Here is a 13,312-nt window from a genome sequence, read left to right as displayed (position 1 = left end):
GCGATGGAAGAGAAGCTGCGCTTCGCCATCCGTGAAGGCGGCCGCACCGTCGGTGCCGGCATCGTCGTCACCATCAAAGAGTAATTTGGACTGAAACCGATCTGTCGCGGGCGCGGGAGCTGCCCGCGCCGCGCCAGAACAAGGAATTGACGCATGAACGGACAGAATATCCGCATCCGCCTTAAGGCGTTTGACCACCGGGTGCTCGACGCCTCGACGCGCGAAATCGTGTCGACCGCCAAGCGCACCGGCGCCAACGTCCGCGGCCCCATCCCGCTGCCGACGCGGATCGAAAAATTCACGGTCAACCGGTCGCCCCACGTCGACAAGAAGAGCCGCGAACAGTTCGAGATGCGCACGCATAAGCGGCTGCTCGACATCGTCGATCCGACCCCGCAGACGGTCGATGCTTTGATGAAGCTCGATCTGGCCGCCGGTGTCGACGTCGAGATCAAGCTCTAAGGGAATGAGAGAGCGGTAAGGGGCGGTGCCCCTGGCCCGGAACTCTAAAGGAATTGAACCGATGCGTTCAGGTGTGATTGCAAAAAAGGTGGGAATGACCCGCATCTATAACGATGCCGGCGAACACGTTCCCGTCACCGTTCTCCAGATGGAGAACTGCCAGGTCGTGGCCCAGCGCACGCAGGAGAAGAACGGCTACACTGCCGTCCAGCTCGGCGTTGGCCTTGCCAAGGTGAAGAACACGTCGAAGGCGATGCGCGGCCATTTCGCCGCCGCTTCCGTCGAGCCGAAGGCCAAGGTCGCCGAGTTCCGCGTCTCCGCCGACAACATGATCGACGTCGGCGCCGAGCTGACCGTCGAGCATTTCGTCGCCGGCCAGAAGGTGGACGTCACCGGCACCTCGACCGGCAAGGGTTTCCAGGGCGTGATCAAGCGGCACCACATGGGCGGTGGCCGCGCCACGCACGGTAACTCGGTCTCGCACCGCACGCACGGCTCGACCGGCCAGCGCCAGGACCCCGGCAAGGTATTCAAGGGCAAGAAGATGGCCGGCCACATGGGCGACACCCGCGTCACCACGCAGAATGTCGAGGTCGTCTCGACCGACGCCGATCGCGGCCTGATCCTGATCCGCGGCGCGGTTCCCGGCGTCAAGGGCGCCTGGATCCTGGTTCGCGACGCCGCCAAGGTTGCGCTGCCGGCCAATGCGCCGAAGCCGGCCGCGATCCGCGCCGCTGCCGCCAAGAACGAAGCCCCGGCCACTGAGGGAGCCGAATAATGGATCTCAAGATCACAACGCTGGGCGGCAAGGACGCCGGCAAGGTGGAACTCTCCGAGGAGATTTTCGGCCTTGACCCGCGCGAAGACATCCTGCAGCGCGTCGTGCGCTGGCAGCTCGCCAAGAAGCAGCAGGGCACGCACAAGGCCAAGGGCCGCGCCGAAATCGCGCGCACCGGCGCCAAGATGTATAAGCAGAAGGGTACCGGCCGCGCCCGTCACCACTCGGCCCGCGCTCCGCAGTTCCGCGGCGGCGGCAAGGCACACGGCCCGGTCGTTCGCAGCCATGAGCACGAGCTGCCGAAGAAAGTCCGTGCGCTTGGCCTCAAGCACGCTCTCTCGGCCAAGGCCAAGAGCGCTTCGCTGATCATCGTCGACGAGCTGAAGCTCACCGAAGCCAAGACCAAGGCGCTGGTGGCGAATTTCGAGACGCTGGGGCTGACCAACGCCCTGGTCATCGGTGGCGCCGAGCTTGACCAGAACTTCAAGCTGGCGGCGACCAACATTCCGAACATCGACGTGCTGCCCATCCAGGGCATCAACGTCTACGACATTCTGCGCCGCGGCACGCTGGTCCTTTCGAAGGCCGCCGTCGAGGCTCTCGAGGAGCGCTTTAAATGACCGACCTCCGTCACTACGACGTGATCGTCTCGCCGGCGATCACCGAAAAGTCGACCATGGCTTCCGAGCAGAACCAGGTCGTCTTCAACGTCGCCAAGAAGGCGTCGAAGCCGGAAATCAAGGCTGCCGTGGAGGCTCTCTTCGGCGTCAAGGTGACGGCTGTGAACACGCTCGTCCGCAAGGGCAAGATCAAGCGCTTCCGCGGCACCGTTGGCCGCCAGGGCGACGTCAAGAAGGCGGTTGTGACGCTGGCCGAAGGCCAGTCGATCGACGTCGCGACGGGTCTCTGAGCAAGGCCGCGAGGACAGGACAATGGCACTTAAAAAATTCAACCCGGTAACGCCGAGCACCCGCCAGCTGGTCATCGTCGACCGCTCGGGCCTCTACAAGGGCAAGCCCGTCAAGGGCCTGACCGAAGGCCTGACCAAGTCGGGCGGCCGCAACAACTACGGCCGCATCACGGCCCGCTTTATCGGCGGCGGTCACAAGCGTTCGTACCGCATCATCGACTTCAAGCGTAAGAAGTACGACGTCGTCGGCACGGTCGAGCGTATCGAATACGATCCGAACCGCACCGCCTTCATCGCGCTGATCAAGTATGACGACGGCGAGCTGTCCTACATCCTGGCCCCGCAGCGTCTTGCTGCCGGCGACAAGATCGTGGCCGGCGAAGCGGTCGACGTGAAGCCGGGCAACGCGATGCCGCTGGCCTCGATGCCGGTCGGCACGATCGTCCATAACATCGAGCTGAAGCCGGGCAAGGGCGGTCAGGTCGCCCGTTCGGCTGGCGGTTACGCCCAGCTCGTCGGCCGCGACCAGGGCATGGCGATCCTGCGCCTCAACTCGGGCGAGCAGCGTGTCGTGCACGGTTCCTGCATGGCCACCGTCGGCGCCGTGTCGAACCCCGACCACGGCAACATCAACGATGGCAAGGCCGGTCGCACCGTGTGGCGCGGCAAGCGCCCGCACAATCGCGGCGTGGCCATGAACCCGGTCGACCATCCGCATGGCGGCGGCGAAGGCCGCACCTCGGGTGGCCGTCATCCGGTTTCGCCTTGGGGCAAGCCGACCAAGGGCAAGAAGACGCGGTCCAACAAGGCGACCGACAAGTTCATCCTGCGCTCGCGTCATCAGCGCAAGAGCTAAGAAGAGGTAACGCCAAGTGACTCGTTCGATTTGGAAAGGCCCCTTTATCGACGGCTACCTTCTCAAGAAGGTGGACAAGGTTCGTGAAGGTGGTCGCAATGAGGTGATCAAGATGTGGAGCCGTCGCTCCACCATCCTGCCGCAGTTCGTCGGCTTCACCTTCGGTGTCTACAACGGCCAGAAGCACGTTCCCGTCTCGGTGAACGAGGACATGGTCGGCCACAAGTTCGGTGAATTCGCTCCGACCCGGACCTATTACGGTCACGGCGCGGATAAGAAGGCGAAGAGGAAATAATCATGGGCAAGGCCAAAGCTCCGCGCAGGCTTGCTGATAACGAGGCGCGTGCCGTTCTGCGCACGATCCGCATCAGCCCGCAGAAGCTCAACCTAGTTGCCGCGCTGATCCGCGGCAAGAAGGTCGCGACAGCGCTTTCCGACCTCGAATTCTCGGCCAAGCGGATTTCCGGCACGGTCAAGAAGACGCTGGAATCGGCGATCGCCAATGCGGAAAACAATCACGACCTCGACGTCGACGCTCTGATCGTGGCGGAAGCCTATGTCGGCAAGTCGATCGTCATGAAGCGTTTCCACGCTCGTGGCCGCGGCCGCGCCAGCCGTATCGAAAAGCCGTTCTCGCACCTCACGATCGTCGTTCGTGAAGTCGAGGAAAAAGGGGAGGCCGCATAATGGGCCAGAAAGTCAATCCGATCGGGCTGCGTCTCGGCATCAACCGTACCTGGGATTCGCGCTGGTTCGCGAACACCGGCGAATATGGCCAGCTGCTGCACGAGGACCTCAAGATCCGCAAGTATCTCGAGAAGGAACTCAAGCAGGCCGCGATCTCGAAAGTCGTGATCGAGCGTCCGCACAAGAAGTGCCGCGTGACCATCCACGCCGCGCGTCCGGGCCTCATCATCGGCAAGAAGGGCGCCGACATCGAGAAGCTTCGCAAGAAGCTGACCGAGATGACGAAGTCCGAAACGCACCTCAACATCGTTGAAGTGCGCAAGCCGGAAATCGACGCTACGCTGGTCGCCCAGTCGATCGCCCAGCAGCTCGAGCGCCGCATCGCGTTCCGCCGCGCCATGAAGCGTGCCGTTCAATCGGCCATGCGTCTCGGCGCCGAAGGCATCCGCATCAACTGCTCCGGCCGTCTCGGCGGCGCCGAGATCGCGCGCATGGAGTGGTACCGCGAAGGCCGCGTGCCGCTGCATACGTTGCGCGCCGACGTCGACTACGGCACGGCCGAGGCGAACACGGCCTACGGCATCTGCGGCGTCAAGGTGTGGGTGTTCAAGGGCGAGATCCTCGAGCATGACCCGATGGCTTCCGAGCGCCGTGCAACCGAAGGCGATGCCGCGCATGGCGGCGGCGGTGCTGGCGGTGAGCGCGAACGCGGCCGCCGTCGCGAGAACGCCTGAGACATTTGAGAATTTGGAGTTAGAACGATGCTGCAGCCAAAGCGCACAAAGTTCCGCAAGCAGTTCAAGGGCCGTATCCACGGTACCGCCAAGGGCGGCACCAATCTGGATTTCGGCGGTTTCGGGCTGAAGGCGCTTGAGCCGAACCGCGTCACCGCGCGCGAGATCGAGGCGGCCCGCCGCGCGATCACCCGCGAGATGAAGCGCGCCGGCCGCGTCTGGATCCGGGTGTTCCCGGACCTGCCGGTCACCTCGAAGCCGACCGAAGTCCGCATGGGTAAGGGCAAGGGCGCCGTCGACTACTGGGCGGCGCGCGTCAAGCCCGGCCGTATCATGTTCGAGATCGACGGCGTCAGCGAGGAGACCGCTCGTGAAGCGCTGCGTCTCGGCGCCGCCAAGCTCTCGGTCAAGACGCGCTTCGTGCAGCGCATCGCAGAATAAGGACAGGCGATCATGAAAGCCGAAGACATCCGGACCAAGACCCAGGATCAGCTGACCGACGACCTGGCCGCTCTCAAGAAGGAGCAGTTCAACCTGCGCTTCCAGAAGGCCACCGGCCAGCTCGAAAAGACCGCGCGCGTGAAGCAGGTCCGCAAGGACATCGCGCGCATCAAGACCATCGCCGCGGAAAAAGCCGCGGCCAAGAAGGGTTAAGACCATGCCAAAGCGCATCCTGCAGGGCACCGTCGTCAGCGACAAGAACGAGAAGACGGTCGTGGTCAAGGTCGAGCGTCGCTTCACGCATCCCGTGATGAAGAAGACCGTGCGCATGACCAAGAAGTACAAGGCGCACGACGAGAACAACGCCCACAAGGTCGGCGACCAGGTGTTCATCCAGGAATCGAAGCCGATTTCCAAGGACAAGCGCTGGGTTGTCGTCTCTTCGGATCAGGCTTGATCCGGGCGACGAACCGAATTTTGGACAGACCGGGGAGGGGTGAAGAACCCGTCCCGTTAGAAAAGAAGAAGGCGGCCAGTCATGATTCAGATGCAAACAAACCTCGACGTCGCGGATAATTCCGGCGCCCGTCGTGTCATGTGCATCAAGGTGCTGGGCGGCTCGAAGCGGAAATACGCCTCCGTCGGCGACATCATCGTGGTGTCGATCAAGGAAGCCATTCCGCGCGGCCGCGTTAAGAAGGGCGATGTGATGAAGGCGGTCGTGGTTCGCACGGCCAAGGACATCCGCCGCCCGGACGGCAGCGTGATCCGTTTCGACAAGAACGCGGCCGTTCTCGTCGACAATAAGAAAGAGCCGATCGGCACCCGTATCTTCGGACCGGTTCCGCGCGAGTTGCGCGCCAAGAACCACATGAAGATCATCTCGCTCGCGCCTGAAGTGCTGTAAGGAGCCGGACCAATGCAAAAGATCAAAAAAGGCGACAAGGTCGTCGTGCTTGCCGGCAAGGACAAGGGCCGTTCGGGCGAAGTCCTGTCGGTGCAGCCGAAGGAAGACACCGCGGTCGTCCGCGGCGTGAACCTCATTCGCCGTCACCAGAAGCAGACCCAGTCGCAAGAGGCTGGGATCATCACCAAGGAAGCGCCGATCCACCTGTCGAATATCGCGCTGGCCGACCCCAAGGACGGCAAGCCGACCCGCGTCGGCTTCACCATCCAGAAGGATGGCAAGAAGGTGCGCGTCGCCAAGCGTTCGGGAGAAGTCATCAATGGCTAAGGCTGAAACCAAGCAGGCAACTGCCAAGAACGAGCCGCGCCTCAAGAAGGTCTACAACGAGACCATCCGCAAGGCGATGCAGGAGCAGTTCGGCTACGACAACGACATGCAGGTTCCGCGCATCGACAAGATCGTGCTGAACATGGGTGTCGGCGAAGCAACCGCGGACTCCAAGAAGCCCTCGGTCGCGGCCGAGGATCTCGCGATGATCGCCGGCCAGAAGGCCGTCGTCACCCGCGCCCGCAACTCGATTGCCGGCTTCAAGGTGCGCGAGAACATGCCGATCGGCGCCAAGGTCACGCTGCGCAAGGAACGCATGTACGAGTTCCTCGACCGCCTCGTGAACATCGCGCTGCCGCGCGTTCGCGACTTCCGCGGGCTGAACCCGAAGAGCTTTGACGGCCGTGGCAACTACGCCATGGGCATCAAGGAACACATCGTGTTCCCGGAGATCAACTACGACAAGGTTGATCAGGTCTGGGGCATGGACGTCATCGTTTGTACGACGGCGAAGACGGACGACGAGGCTAGAGCGCTGCTCAAGGCCTTCAACTTCCCCTTCCGCCAGTAACGGCAGCGAAAAAGGAAACATCTGAAATGGCAAAGACCAGCTCAGTCGAGAAGAACAACCGGCGCCGCAAGCTCGCCGACCAGTACGCCGCCAGGCGCGCGGCGCTCAAGGCCATCATCATGGATCAGTCCCAGCCGATGGAAGAGCGTTTTCGCGCCCAGTTGAAGCTTTCGGCGCTGCCGCGCAACTCGGCAAAGATCCGCATCCGTAACCGCTGCGAGGTGACGGGCCGTCCGCGCGCCTATTATCGCAAGCTGAAGCTTTCGCGTATCGCGCTTCGCGATCTTGGCAATACCGGCCAGATCCCGGGCCTGGTCAAGTCGAGCTGGTAAGGAGACACTGAGATGTCATTGAGCGATCCTCTCGGCGATATGCTGACCCGCATCCGCAACGCCTATGGCCGCAAGAAGTCGAGCGTTTCGACCCCGGCCTCGCGCCTGCGTGCCCGCGTCCTCGAAGTGCTGAAGTCGGAAGGCTATATCCGCGACTACAGCCAGACCGACTTCGAAAACGGCAAGTCGGAAATCGAGATTGAGCTGAAATATTTCGACGGTGCCCCGGTTGTGCGCGAGATTGCGCGCGTCTCGAAGCCTGGCCGTCGCGTCTATGTCTCGGCCAAGTCGATCCCGCACGTCGCCAACGGCCTCGGCATCGCCATCCTTTCGACGCCGAAGGGCGTCATGGCCGACCATGAAGCGCGCGAGCAGAATGTCGGCGGCGAAATCCTCTGCCAGATATTCTAGGGGCGAATGGTCAATGGTGAATAGTGAATGGTGAAACTGCGCGGAACTTCGACCGGGCTATTCACCATTTTACCATTCACCATTCACAGCAGTTAAGGAAAGAAGGAGACAACGATGTCTCGTATCGGAAAGAAACCCGTTTCGCTGCCGCAAGGCGTGACCGCGTCCGTCAACGGCCAGACCGTGACGGCGAAGGGCCCCAAGGGCGAGCTGAACTTCGTGGTGAACGACGAAGTGCTGGTGAAGATGGTGAACAACGAGATCTCCGTCGAGCCGCGCGACCAGACCAAGACCGCCCGCTCCAAGTGGGGCATGTCGCGCACGCAGATCGTCAACATCCTGCAGGGCGTAAAGGACGGCTTCGAGAAGAAGCTCGAGATCACCGGCGTCGGCTATCGTGCGGCGTTGCAGGGCAAGAACCTGCAACTGGCGCTCGGCTTCAGCCACGACGTGGTCTATCAGACGCCGCAGGGCATCACCATTACGGTGCCGAAGCCGACCGAAATCACGGTGTCGGGCATCGACAAGCAGCAGGTCGGCCAGGTCGCCGCCGAGATCCGCGAATATCGCGGTCCCGAGCCTTACAAGGGCAAGGGCGTGCGCTATGCCAACGAGCGCATCGTGCGCAAGGAAGGCAAGAAGAAGTAATAGGCCTGGCCTCGAGAAGTTGCAGACTTTTCGGAAAGGGCCAAGCCGCAGATGTGTAACGCCGCGGGGAGCGGCCGCGGGAGGCTTGGCCTACCGCACAGGGTTGCCCCCGTTTTCTGAAGGCAAGGAACTGACATTATGGCAAGCCCCAAAGAAACCATCCAGCGCCGCGCGCAGCGCGTGCGCCGCCAGCTGAAGAAGGTCGCCGGCGAGCGTCCGAGGCTTTCGGTGCACCGCACCTCGAAGAACATCTACGTGCAGGTGATCGACGACGCCAACGGCCATACGCTCGCCGCCGCCTCGACGCTGGAGAAGGACCTCAAGGGTTCGCTCAAGACCGGCGCCGACACCGCAGCCGCGGCCGCGGTCGGCAAGCTGATCGCCGAGCGTGCCACGAAGGCCGGGGTCAAGGAAGTCGTCTTCGACCGCGGCCCGTACATCTATCACGGCCGCGTCAAGGCGCTGGCCGAGGCTGCCCGCGAAGGCGGTCTCAGCTTCTAATGCTTGATCCCGAACCGAGAGGTCCGCGCAGCGAAAAGTTGCAGACTTTTCGGATAAGATCATGCAAAGGAAAAGTTCGCCGCTGACGACCCGAATGAGGCGTCGGCAAACAGCAACCCGTGCTTCCGGAAAAGAACAAGGAACAGGATATGGCACAGGAACGTAGGGATGGCGGCCGCGGCCGCGAGCGCGAAGAGCGCGACGACGGTATGGTGGACAAGCTCGTCCACATCAACCGCGTCGCCAAGGTGGTGAAGGGCGGCCGTCGTTTCGGCTTTGCCGCTCTCGTCGTCGTTGGCGACCAGAAGGGCCGCGTCGGCTTCGGCCACGGCAAGGCGCGCGAAGTGCCGGAAGCGATCCGCAAGGCGACCGAGTCGGCCAAGCGCGACATGATCTTCGTGCCGCTGCGTTCGGGCCGCACGCTGCATCACGACGTCGAGGGCCGCTGGGGCGCCGGACGCGTTCTGCTGCGCGCCGCCAAGCAGGGTACCGGCATCATCGCCGGCGGTCCGATGCGCGCCGTCTTCGAGACGCTCGGCATGCATGACGTGGTCGCCAAGTCGATGGGTTCGTCGAACCCCTACAACATGGTTCGCGCCACCTTCGACGCGCTGAAGAGCCAGATGCATCCGAAGGATGTGGCTGCCGCGCGCGGCATCAAGTACTCGACCCTTCAGGCCCGCCGCGGCACCGCCGTTGCGGCTGAAGAATAGTCGACGCTGACCAGGGATTTCGACCATGGCCAAGAAAGCTACCAAGACCATCACCGTCGAGCAGATCGGCTCCCCGATCCGCCGGCCGAAGGAGCAGCGCGCGACGCTGGTCGGCCTCGGCCTGAACAAGATGCACAAGCGGCGCACGCTGGAAGATACCCCTTCGGTGCGCGGCATGATCGCCGCCGTCCAGCACCTCGTCCGCGTCGTGGACGAGGCCTGAACGGAAGGGCAGGAGAAGAAACATGAAACTCAACGATCTGCGTGACAAGGACGGCGCGACGCACTCCAAGAAGCGTCTCGGCCGCGGCATCGGTTCCGGCTCGGGCAAGACCGCCGGTCGCGGCGTCAAGGGCCAGAAGGCCCGCTCCGGCGTTGCCATCAACGGCTTCGAGGGTGGCCAGATGCCGCTCTACCGGCGCCTGCCGAAGCGTGGCTTCAACAACATCTTCGCCAAGAGCTTCACGGTCGTGTCGCTGGCCCGCATCCAGGCTGCTGTCGACGCCAAGAAGCTCGACGCCAAGGCGACCGTGACGGCCGAGGCCCTGGTTGCCGCCGGCGTCATCCGCCGCGCCAAGGACGGCGTGCGCGTGCTCTCCGACGGCGAACTCAAGGCCAAGCTGTCCTTCGACGTCGCCGGCGCCTCCAAGGCCGCGATCGAGAAGATCGAGAAGGCCGGCGGTTCGGTGAAGCTGCCGGAAGCGGCCGCCGCCGAGTAACGGCGATTTGAAGCGCGGCCGACCGGGATGATTTCGCATATTCCGTCGAACCGCGCTTTGACCGGATGAATTGGGCGGCCGCGTCAACGCGGCCGCTTGCATGTTTACGGTCCCGAGCTTATCTCGTGAGCTTCGGTGACACGCGCCGCCTGAGCTGCGGCATCGAGCGCGACGTAGAAATCAAAGAAGCAGAGCATGATGTCGTCCGAAAACCGCTCCACATTTTTCGGCATCGTGCTCTAGCGGAGAATCAGGCATGGCCTCGGCTGCTGAACAACTAGCCTCCAATCTGAATTTCGCGGCCTTCGCCAAGGCCGAGGATCTCAAGAAGCGCATCTGGTTCACCATCGGCGCGCTGCTCGTCTACCGCCTCGGCACCTATATCCCGCTTCCCGGCATCAACCCCGATGCTTTCGCCCAGGCCTTCTCCTCGCAGAGCAAGGGCGTGCTCGGCATGTTCAACATGTTCGCCGGCGGCGCCGTGCAGCGCATGGCGATCTTCGCGCTGGGCATCATGCCCTACATCTCCGCCTCCATCATCATGCAGCTGATGACCTCGGTCATCCCGTCGCTGGAAACGCTGAAGAAGGAAGGCGAGCAGGGCCGCAAGATCATCAACCAGTACACGCGCTACGGCACCGTGCTCCTGGCGCTGATCCAGGCCTACGGCATTTCGATCGGCCTCGAGGGCGGCAACGGCATCGTCAACGATCCCGGCATGTTCTTCCGCATCTCGACAGTCGTCACGCTGGTCGGCGGCACCATGTTCCTGATGTGGCTCGGCGAGCAGATCACCGCGCGCGGCATCGGCAACGGCATTTCGCTGATCATCTTCTCCGGCATCGTCGCCGGCCTGCCGCGTGCGATCTCCGGCACGCTGGAGCTCGGCCGTACCGGCGCGCTGTCGACGGGCCTCATCCTCGCGATCATCGTGCTGGCCATTATCGTCATTGCGCTCATCGTCTTCTTCGAACGCGCGCAGCGGCGCCTGCTCATCCAGTATCCCAAGCGCCAGGTCGGCAATCGCATGTTCCAGGGCGATACCTCGCATTTGCCGCTGAAGCTCAACACCTCCGGCGTCATCCCGCCGATCTTCGCGTCCTCGCTGCTGCTTCTGCCGGCGACCGTGGCGGGCTTCTCGCAGGCGACCAACCTGCCGGCCTGGGCAAGCACGATCCTCGCTTCGCTCGGCCACGGCCAGCCGCTCTACATGATCTTCTATGCGGGCATGATCGTCTTCTTCGCCTTCTTCTACACGGCGATCGTCTTCAACCCGAAGGACACGGCCGACCAGCTCAAGAAGCACTCCGGCTTCATCCCGGGCTATCGTCCGGGCGAGCGTACCGCCGACTATATCGACTATGTTCTGACGCGCGTAACCGTCATCGGCGCCATTTACCTGGTGCTGGTCTGTCTGCTGCCGGAGTTCCTGATTTCGGCGACTGGCGTACCTTTCTACCTCGGTGGCACATCGCTTCTGATCGTGGTCAGTGTCACGCTCGATACGGTGGCGCAGATTCAGGGTCACCTGATCGCGCACCAGTATGAGGGCCTGATCAAGAAGTCGAAGTTGCGCGGGGGGAAGAGGAGCAGATGAGGCTGATTTTGCTTGGGCCGCCAGGAGCGGGCAAGGGGACACAAGCACAAAGACTGGTTGAAAAACACGGCATCCCCCAGCTCTCGACGGGTGACATGCTGCGTGCCGCCGTCCAGGCCGGAACCGAGGTCGGCAAGCGTGCCAAGGCGGTGATGGATGCCGGTGAGCTGGTCTCGGATGCGATCGTCAACGCCATCGTCGCCGAGCGTATCGATCAGCCGGATTGCGCCAAGGGATTCATCCTCGACGGCTATCCGCGCACGCTGATCCAGGCCGACGCGGTCGAGGCCATGCTTGCCGAACGCGGCATAGCGCTCGACACCGTCATCGAGCTCGTCGTCGACGACAAGGCGTTGGTTGGCCGAATCGTCAAACGCGCCGAAGACGCCAAGGTCGCCGGCCAGCCGGTGCGCAAGGACGACAATCCGGCGGTGTTCGAAGAGCGCCTGCGCGAATACTACAAGAAGACGGCGCCGCTGATCGGCTACTACTACGCCAAAGGTAGGCTCAAGACCGTCGACGGCATGGCCAGTATCGATGCGGTGACCGCCGAGATCGGCAAGGCCCTCGCGGCTGCGGTGAAGTAGACCGGGTCGACAATTAAAGATTGCGCTTGACTAGGATGGGCCGTTGGGGTATGGCGGCCCGTCTTCCTATCAGGCATGGACTTTGCTTGCCCTTGCGGGCAAGGCATCCGCTTTGAACCAGGAAACTCCCGCAAGGGCCGGCCTCCACCGGACGCGGGGCAACTTCGACAGCGCCGGCTTGTCCGGCCCAAATGGAGAAAGAGAAGAAAATGGCTCGTATAGCCGGCGTCAACATTCCGACCAACAAGCGCGTCGTCATCGCGCTTCAGTACATTCACGGCATCGGCAAGAAGTTTGCCCAGGAGATCGTCGACAAGGTCGGCATCCCGGCGGACCGCCGCGTCAACCAGCTGACCGACGCGGAAGTGCTGCAGATCCGCGAGACGATCGACCGCGACTACCAGGTCGAAGGCGACCTGCGCCGCGAAGTCTCGATGAACATCAAGCGGCTCATGGACCTCGGCTGCTACCGCGGCCTGCGTCACCGTCGCTCGCTGCCGGTCCGCGGCCAGCGCACGCATACCAACGCCCGCACCCGCAAGGGCCCGGCCAAGGCGATCGCCGGCAAGAAGAAGTAATTGAGCGAATAGCGAGTAGCGGTTAGCGAGTAGGGGACCCTATTCGCTATTCCCTACTCACTACTCGCTTTTCCAAGGTGGAGCCGCTGGCATTACGGCGGTGTAGAGATCAACTGAAAGGAATACCATGGCCAAGGAAGCCGCTCGTGTTCGCCGTCGCGAACGCAAGAACATTTCGTCGGGCGTTGCCCACGTCAATTCGACCTTCAACAACACCATGATCACCATCACCGACGCGCAGGGCAATTCGATCGCCTGGTCGTCGGCCGGTGCCCAGGGTTTCAAGGGTTCGCGCAAGTCGACCCCGTTCGCAGCCCAGATGGCTGCCGAGGACGTCGCCAAGAAGGCGCAGGAACACGGCATGCGCATGCTCGAAGTCGAGGTCTGCGGACCCGGCTCCGGTCGTGAATCGGCGCTCCGCGCGCTGCAGGCGGCGGGCTTCACCATCACCTCGATCCGTGACGTGACGCCGATCCCGCACAATGGCTGCCGTCCGCGCAAGAAGCGCCGCGTCTGATTTTTAAACGCCGCGCGAACGCCAAGGCGTTCCTCC

General features: G+C 62.9%; 25 protein-coding genes and 1 pseudogene. All 26 read left to right on the top strand.

All coding sequences use genetic code 11. The features are described from left to right. Nucleotides 1-84 (top strand): annotated as a pseudogene (locus FJ425_RS30225) (elongation factor Tu); the annotation flags it as partial. A gap of 69 nt (nucleotides 85-153) precedes the next feature. Then, entirely contained in the window at nucleotides 154-462 is a 309-nt protein-coding gene (gene rpsJ, locus FJ425_RS30220) for a 30S ribosomal protein S10 (RefSeq protein ID WP_006205468.1), read from the top strand. Nucleotides 463-523: 61 nt separating this feature from the next. Continuing rightward, nucleotides 524-1,240: a 50S ribosomal protein L3 gene (rplC, locus tag FJ425_RS30215; RefSeq protein ID WP_095765515.1), complete on the top strand. Its 717-nt coding sequence runs from the start codon at nucleotides 524-526 to the stop codon at nucleotides 1,238-1,240. Then, nucleotides 1,240-1,860 (top strand): 50S ribosomal protein L4, encoded by a 621-nt coding sequence (gene rplD, locus FJ425_RS30210; RefSeq protein WP_095765514.1) that lies wholly within the window; start codon nucleotides 1,240-1,242, stop codon nucleotides 1,858-1,860. Before rplC ends, rplD begins: the two co-directional genes overlap by 1 nt. Further along, nucleotides 1,857-2,150, top strand: coding sequence for a 50S ribosomal protein L23 (locus FJ425_RS30205; RefSeq protein WP_140544867.1), 294 nt, complete (start codon nucleotides 1,857-1,859; stop codon nucleotides 2,148-2,150). The genes rplD and FJ425_RS30205 overlap by 4 nt, the downstream gene beginning before the upstream one ends. A gap of 22 nt (nucleotides 2,151-2,172) precedes the next feature. Next, on the top strand, nucleotides 2,173-3,006 hold the full coding sequence (gene rplB, locus FJ425_RS30200; protein WP_126084116.1) for a 50S ribosomal protein L2: 834 nt from the start codon (nucleotides 2,173-2,175) through the stop codon (nucleotides 3,004-3,006). 16 nt (nucleotides 3,007-3,022) lie between these two features. Continuing rightward, nucleotides 3,023-3,301, top strand: coding sequence for a 30S ribosomal protein S19 (gene rpsS / locus FJ425_RS30195; protein ID WP_006205463.1), 279 nt, complete (start codon nucleotides 3,023-3,025; stop codon nucleotides 3,299-3,301). A gap of 2 nt (nucleotides 3,302-3,303) precedes the next feature. Further along, the gene (gene rplV, locus FJ425_RS30190) at nucleotides 3,304-3,693 is read left to right on the top strand and encodes a 50S ribosomal protein L22 (RefSeq protein WP_006205462.1); all 390 of its coding nucleotides are present in this window, start codon (nucleotides 3,304-3,306) and stop codon (nucleotides 3,691-3,693) included. Next, the gene (gene rpsC / locus FJ425_RS30185) at nucleotides 3,693-4,427 is read left to right on the top strand and encodes a 30S ribosomal protein S3 (RefSeq protein ID WP_095765512.1); all 735 of its coding nucleotides are present in this window, start codon (nucleotides 3,693-3,695) and stop codon (nucleotides 4,425-4,427) included. The genes rplV and rpsC overlap by 1 nt, the downstream gene beginning before the upstream one ends. A 27-nt stretch (nucleotides 4,428-4,454) precedes the next feature. Continuing rightward, a complete protein-coding gene (gene rplP / locus FJ425_RS30180) occupies nucleotides 4,455-4,868 on the top strand; it encodes a 50S ribosomal protein L16 (RefSeq protein WP_027170364.1) in 414 nt (137 codons plus the stop codon). 12 nt (nucleotides 4,869-4,880) lie between these two features. Then, nucleotides 4,881-5,081 carry a 50S ribosomal protein L29 gene (gene rpmC / locus FJ425_RS30175; protein WP_042642190.1) on the top strand — a complete coding sequence of 67 codons (201 nt, stop codon included), beginning with the start codon at nucleotides 4,881-4,883 and terminating at the stop codon, nucleotides 5,079-5,081. Between the two features lie 4 nt (nucleotides 5,082-5,085). Next, on the top strand, nucleotides 5,086-5,325 hold the full coding sequence (gene rpsQ / locus FJ425_RS30170) for a 30S ribosomal protein S17 (RefSeq protein WP_023675136.1): 240 nt from the start codon (nucleotides 5,086-5,088) through the stop codon (nucleotides 5,323-5,325). An 81-nt stretch (nucleotides 5,326-5,406) separates the two neighbouring features. Beyond that, complete coding sequence (rplN, locus tag FJ425_RS30165; RefSeq protein WP_006205457.1) at nucleotides 5,407-5,775, top strand: 50S ribosomal protein L14; 369 nt, start codon at nucleotides 5,407-5,409, stop codon at nucleotides 5,773-5,775. A gap of 12 nt (nucleotides 5,776-5,787) precedes the next feature. Beyond that, on the top strand, nucleotides 5,788-6,102 hold the full coding sequence (gene rplX / locus FJ425_RS30160; RefSeq protein ID WP_095765510.1) for a 50S ribosomal protein L24: 315 nt from the start codon (nucleotides 5,788-5,790) through the stop codon (nucleotides 6,100-6,102). Then, nucleotides 6,095-6,673 carry a 50S ribosomal protein L5 gene (gene rplE, locus FJ425_RS30155; RefSeq protein ID WP_036260373.1) on the top strand — a complete coding sequence of 193 codons (579 nt, stop codon included), beginning with the start codon at nucleotides 6,095-6,097 and terminating at the stop codon, nucleotides 6,671-6,673. Before rplX ends, rplE begins: the two co-directional genes overlap by 8 nt. A gap of 26 nt (nucleotides 6,674-6,699) precedes the next feature. Beyond that, nucleotides 6,700-7,005 (top strand): 30S ribosomal protein S14, encoded by a 306-nt coding sequence (gene rpsN / locus FJ425_RS30150; protein WP_140544873.1) that lies wholly within the window; start codon nucleotides 6,700-6,702, stop codon nucleotides 7,003-7,005. Between the two features lie 12 nt (nucleotides 7,006-7,017). After that, a complete protein-coding gene (gene rpsH, locus FJ425_RS30145; protein ID WP_027170358.1) occupies nucleotides 7,018-7,416 on the top strand; it encodes a 30S ribosomal protein S8 in 399 nt (132 codons plus the stop codon). Between the two features lie 114 nt (nucleotides 7,417-7,530). Continuing rightward, nucleotides 7,531-8,064 (top strand): 50S ribosomal protein L6, encoded by a 534-nt coding sequence (gene rplF, locus FJ425_RS30140; protein ID WP_140636499.1) that lies wholly within the window; start codon nucleotides 7,531-7,533, stop codon nucleotides 8,062-8,064. Between the two features lie 138 nt (nucleotides 8,065-8,202). Next, the gene (rplR, locus tag FJ425_RS30135) at nucleotides 8,203-8,565 is read left to right on the top strand and encodes a 50S ribosomal protein L18 (protein ID WP_027170356.1); all 363 of its coding nucleotides are present in this window, start codon (nucleotides 8,203-8,205) and stop codon (nucleotides 8,563-8,565) included. Between the two features lie 149 nt (nucleotides 8,566-8,714). Further along, nucleotides 8,715-9,278: a 30S ribosomal protein S5 gene (gene rpsE / locus FJ425_RS30130; RefSeq protein WP_036260404.1), complete on the top strand. Its 564-nt coding sequence runs from the start codon at nucleotides 8,715-8,717 to the stop codon at nucleotides 9,276-9,278. 25 nt (nucleotides 9,279-9,303) lie between these two features. Then, nucleotides 9,304-9,501 (top strand): 50S ribosomal protein L30, encoded by a 198-nt coding sequence (gene rpmD / locus FJ425_RS30125; protein ID WP_027170355.1) that lies wholly within the window; start codon nucleotides 9,304-9,306, stop codon nucleotides 9,499-9,501. 22 nt (nucleotides 9,502-9,523) lie between these two features. Next, on the top strand, nucleotides 9,524-9,997 hold the full coding sequence (gene rplO / locus FJ425_RS30120; protein WP_095765506.1) for a 50S ribosomal protein L15: 474 nt from the start codon (nucleotides 9,524-9,526) through the stop codon (nucleotides 9,995-9,997). Nucleotides 9,998-10,253: 256 nt separating this feature from the next. After that, a complete protein-coding gene (gene secY / locus FJ425_RS30115; protein WP_140544879.1) occupies nucleotides 10,254-11,594 on the top strand; it encodes a preprotein translocase subunit SecY in 1,341 nt (446 codons plus the stop codon). Beyond that, nucleotides 11,591-12,181, top strand: a complete 591-nt coding sequence (locus FJ425_RS30110; RefSeq protein WP_140636501.1) for an adenylate kinase — start codon at nucleotides 11,591-11,593, stop codon at nucleotides 12,179-12,181. The genes secY and FJ425_RS30110 overlap by 4 nt, the downstream gene beginning before the upstream one ends. 209 nt (nucleotides 12,182-12,390) lie before the next feature. Continuing rightward, a complete protein-coding gene (gene rpsM, locus FJ425_RS30105) occupies nucleotides 12,391-12,759 on the top strand; it encodes a 30S ribosomal protein S13 (RefSeq protein WP_027170351.1) in 369 nt (122 codons plus the stop codon). A 127-nt stretch (nucleotides 12,760-12,886) separates the two neighbouring features. Then, on the top strand, nucleotides 12,887-13,276 hold the full coding sequence (rpsK, locus tag FJ425_RS30100; RefSeq protein ID WP_006205444.1) for a 30S ribosomal protein S11: 390 nt from the start codon (nucleotides 12,887-12,889) through the stop codon (nucleotides 13,274-13,276). Nucleotides 13,277-13,312: the final 36 nt, after the last annotated feature.

This window comes from Mesorhizobium sp. B2-7-2, assembly GCF_006440775.1.
Lineage (GTDB): Bacteria > Pseudomonadota > Alphaproteobacteria > Rhizobiales > Rhizobiaceae > Mesorhizobium.
The sequence above is the reverse complement of the archived record's forward strand: the minus strand, read 5'-3'. Positions and strand labels throughout refer to the sequence as shown.

Excerpts from the sequence above, each read along its gene's own strand:
- rplE (WP_036260373.1), top strand. The coding sequence starts at position 6,095 with ATGGCTAAGGCTGAAACCAAGCAGGCAACTGCCAAGAACGAGCCGCGC.
- rpmC (WP_042642190.1), top strand. The coding sequence starts at position 4,881 with ATGAAAGCCGAAGACATCCGGACCAAGACCCAGGATCAGCTGACCGAC.
- rpsM (WP_027170351.1), top strand. The coding sequence starts at position 12,391 with ATGGCTCGTATAGCCGGCGTCAACATTCCGACCAACAAGCGCGTCGTC.
- rplR (WP_027170356.1), top strand. The coding sequence starts at position 8,203 with ATGGCAAGCCCCAAAGAAACCATCCAGCGCCGCGCGCAGCGCGTGCGC.
- rplV (WP_006205462.1), top strand. The coding sequence starts at position 3,304 with ATGGGCAAGGCCAAAGCTCCGCGCAGGCTTGCTGATAACGAGGCGCGT.
- rplC (WP_095765515.1), top strand. The coding sequence starts at position 524 with ATGCGTTCAGGTGTGATTGCAAAAAAGGTGGGAATGACCCGCATCTAT.
- rplF (WP_140636499.1), top strand. The coding sequence starts at position 7,531 with ATGTCTCGTATCGGAAAGAAACCCGTTTCGCTGCCGCAAGGCGTGACC.
- rpmD (WP_027170355.1), top strand. The coding sequence starts at position 9,304 with ATGGCCAAGAAAGCTACCAAGACCATCACCGTCGAGCAGATCGGCTCC.
- rpsH (WP_027170358.1), top strand. The coding sequence starts at position 7,018 with ATGTCATTGAGCGATCCTCTCGGCGATATGCTGACCCGCATCCGCAAC.
- rplB (WP_126084116.1), top strand. The coding sequence starts at position 2,173 with ATGGCACTTAAAAAATTCAACCCGGTAACGCCGAGCACCCGCCAGCTG.
- rpsE (WP_036260404.1), top strand. The coding sequence starts at position 8,715 with ATGGCACAGGAACGTAGGGATGGCGGCCGCGGCCGCGAGCGCGAAGAG.
- rpsK (WP_006205444.1), top strand. The coding sequence starts at position 12,887 with ATGGCCAAGGAAGCCGCTCGTGTTCGCCGTCGCGAACGCAAGAACATT.
- secY (WP_140544879.1), top strand. The coding sequence starts at position 10,254 with ATGGCCTCGGCTGCTGAACAACTAGCCTCCAATCTGAATTTCGCGGCC.
- rplD (WP_095765514.1), top strand. The coding sequence starts at position 1,240 with ATGGATCTCAAGATCACAACGCTGGGCGGCAAGGACGCCGGCAAGGTG.
- rplX (WP_095765510.1), top strand. The coding sequence starts at position 5,788 with ATGCAAAAGATCAAAAAAGGCGACAAGGTCGTCGTGCTTGCCGGCAAG.
- FJ425_RS30110 (WP_140636501.1), top strand. The coding sequence starts at position 11,591 with ATGAGGCTGATTTTGCTTGGGCCGCCAGGAGCGGGCAAGGGGACACAA.
- rplN (WP_006205457.1), top strand. The coding sequence starts at position 5,407 with ATGATTCAGATGCAAACAAACCTCGACGTCGCGGATAATTCCGGCGCC.
- FJ425_RS30205 (WP_140544867.1), top strand. The coding sequence starts at position 1,857 with ATGACCGACCTCCGTCACTACGACGTGATCGTCTCGCCGGCGATCACC.
- rpsN (WP_140544873.1), top strand. The coding sequence starts at position 6,700 with ATGGCAAAGACCAGCTCAGTCGAGAAGAACAACCGGCGCCGCAAGCTC.
- rpsJ (WP_006205468.1), top strand. The coding sequence starts at position 154 with ATGAACGGACAGAATATCCGCATCCGCCTTAAGGCGTTTGACCACCGG.
- rplO (WP_095765506.1), top strand. The coding sequence starts at position 9,524 with ATGAAACTCAACGATCTGCGTGACAAGGACGGCGCGACGCACTCCAAG.
- rplP (WP_027170364.1), top strand. The coding sequence starts at position 4,455 with ATGCTGCAGCCAAAGCGCACAAAGTTCCGCAAGCAGTTCAAGGGCCGT.
- rpsQ (WP_023675136.1), top strand. The coding sequence starts at position 5,086 with ATGCCAAAGCGCATCCTGCAGGGCACCGTCGTCAGCGACAAGAACGAG.
- rpsC (WP_095765512.1), top strand. The coding sequence starts at position 3,693 with ATGGGCCAGAAAGTCAATCCGATCGGGCTGCGTCTCGGCATCAACCGT.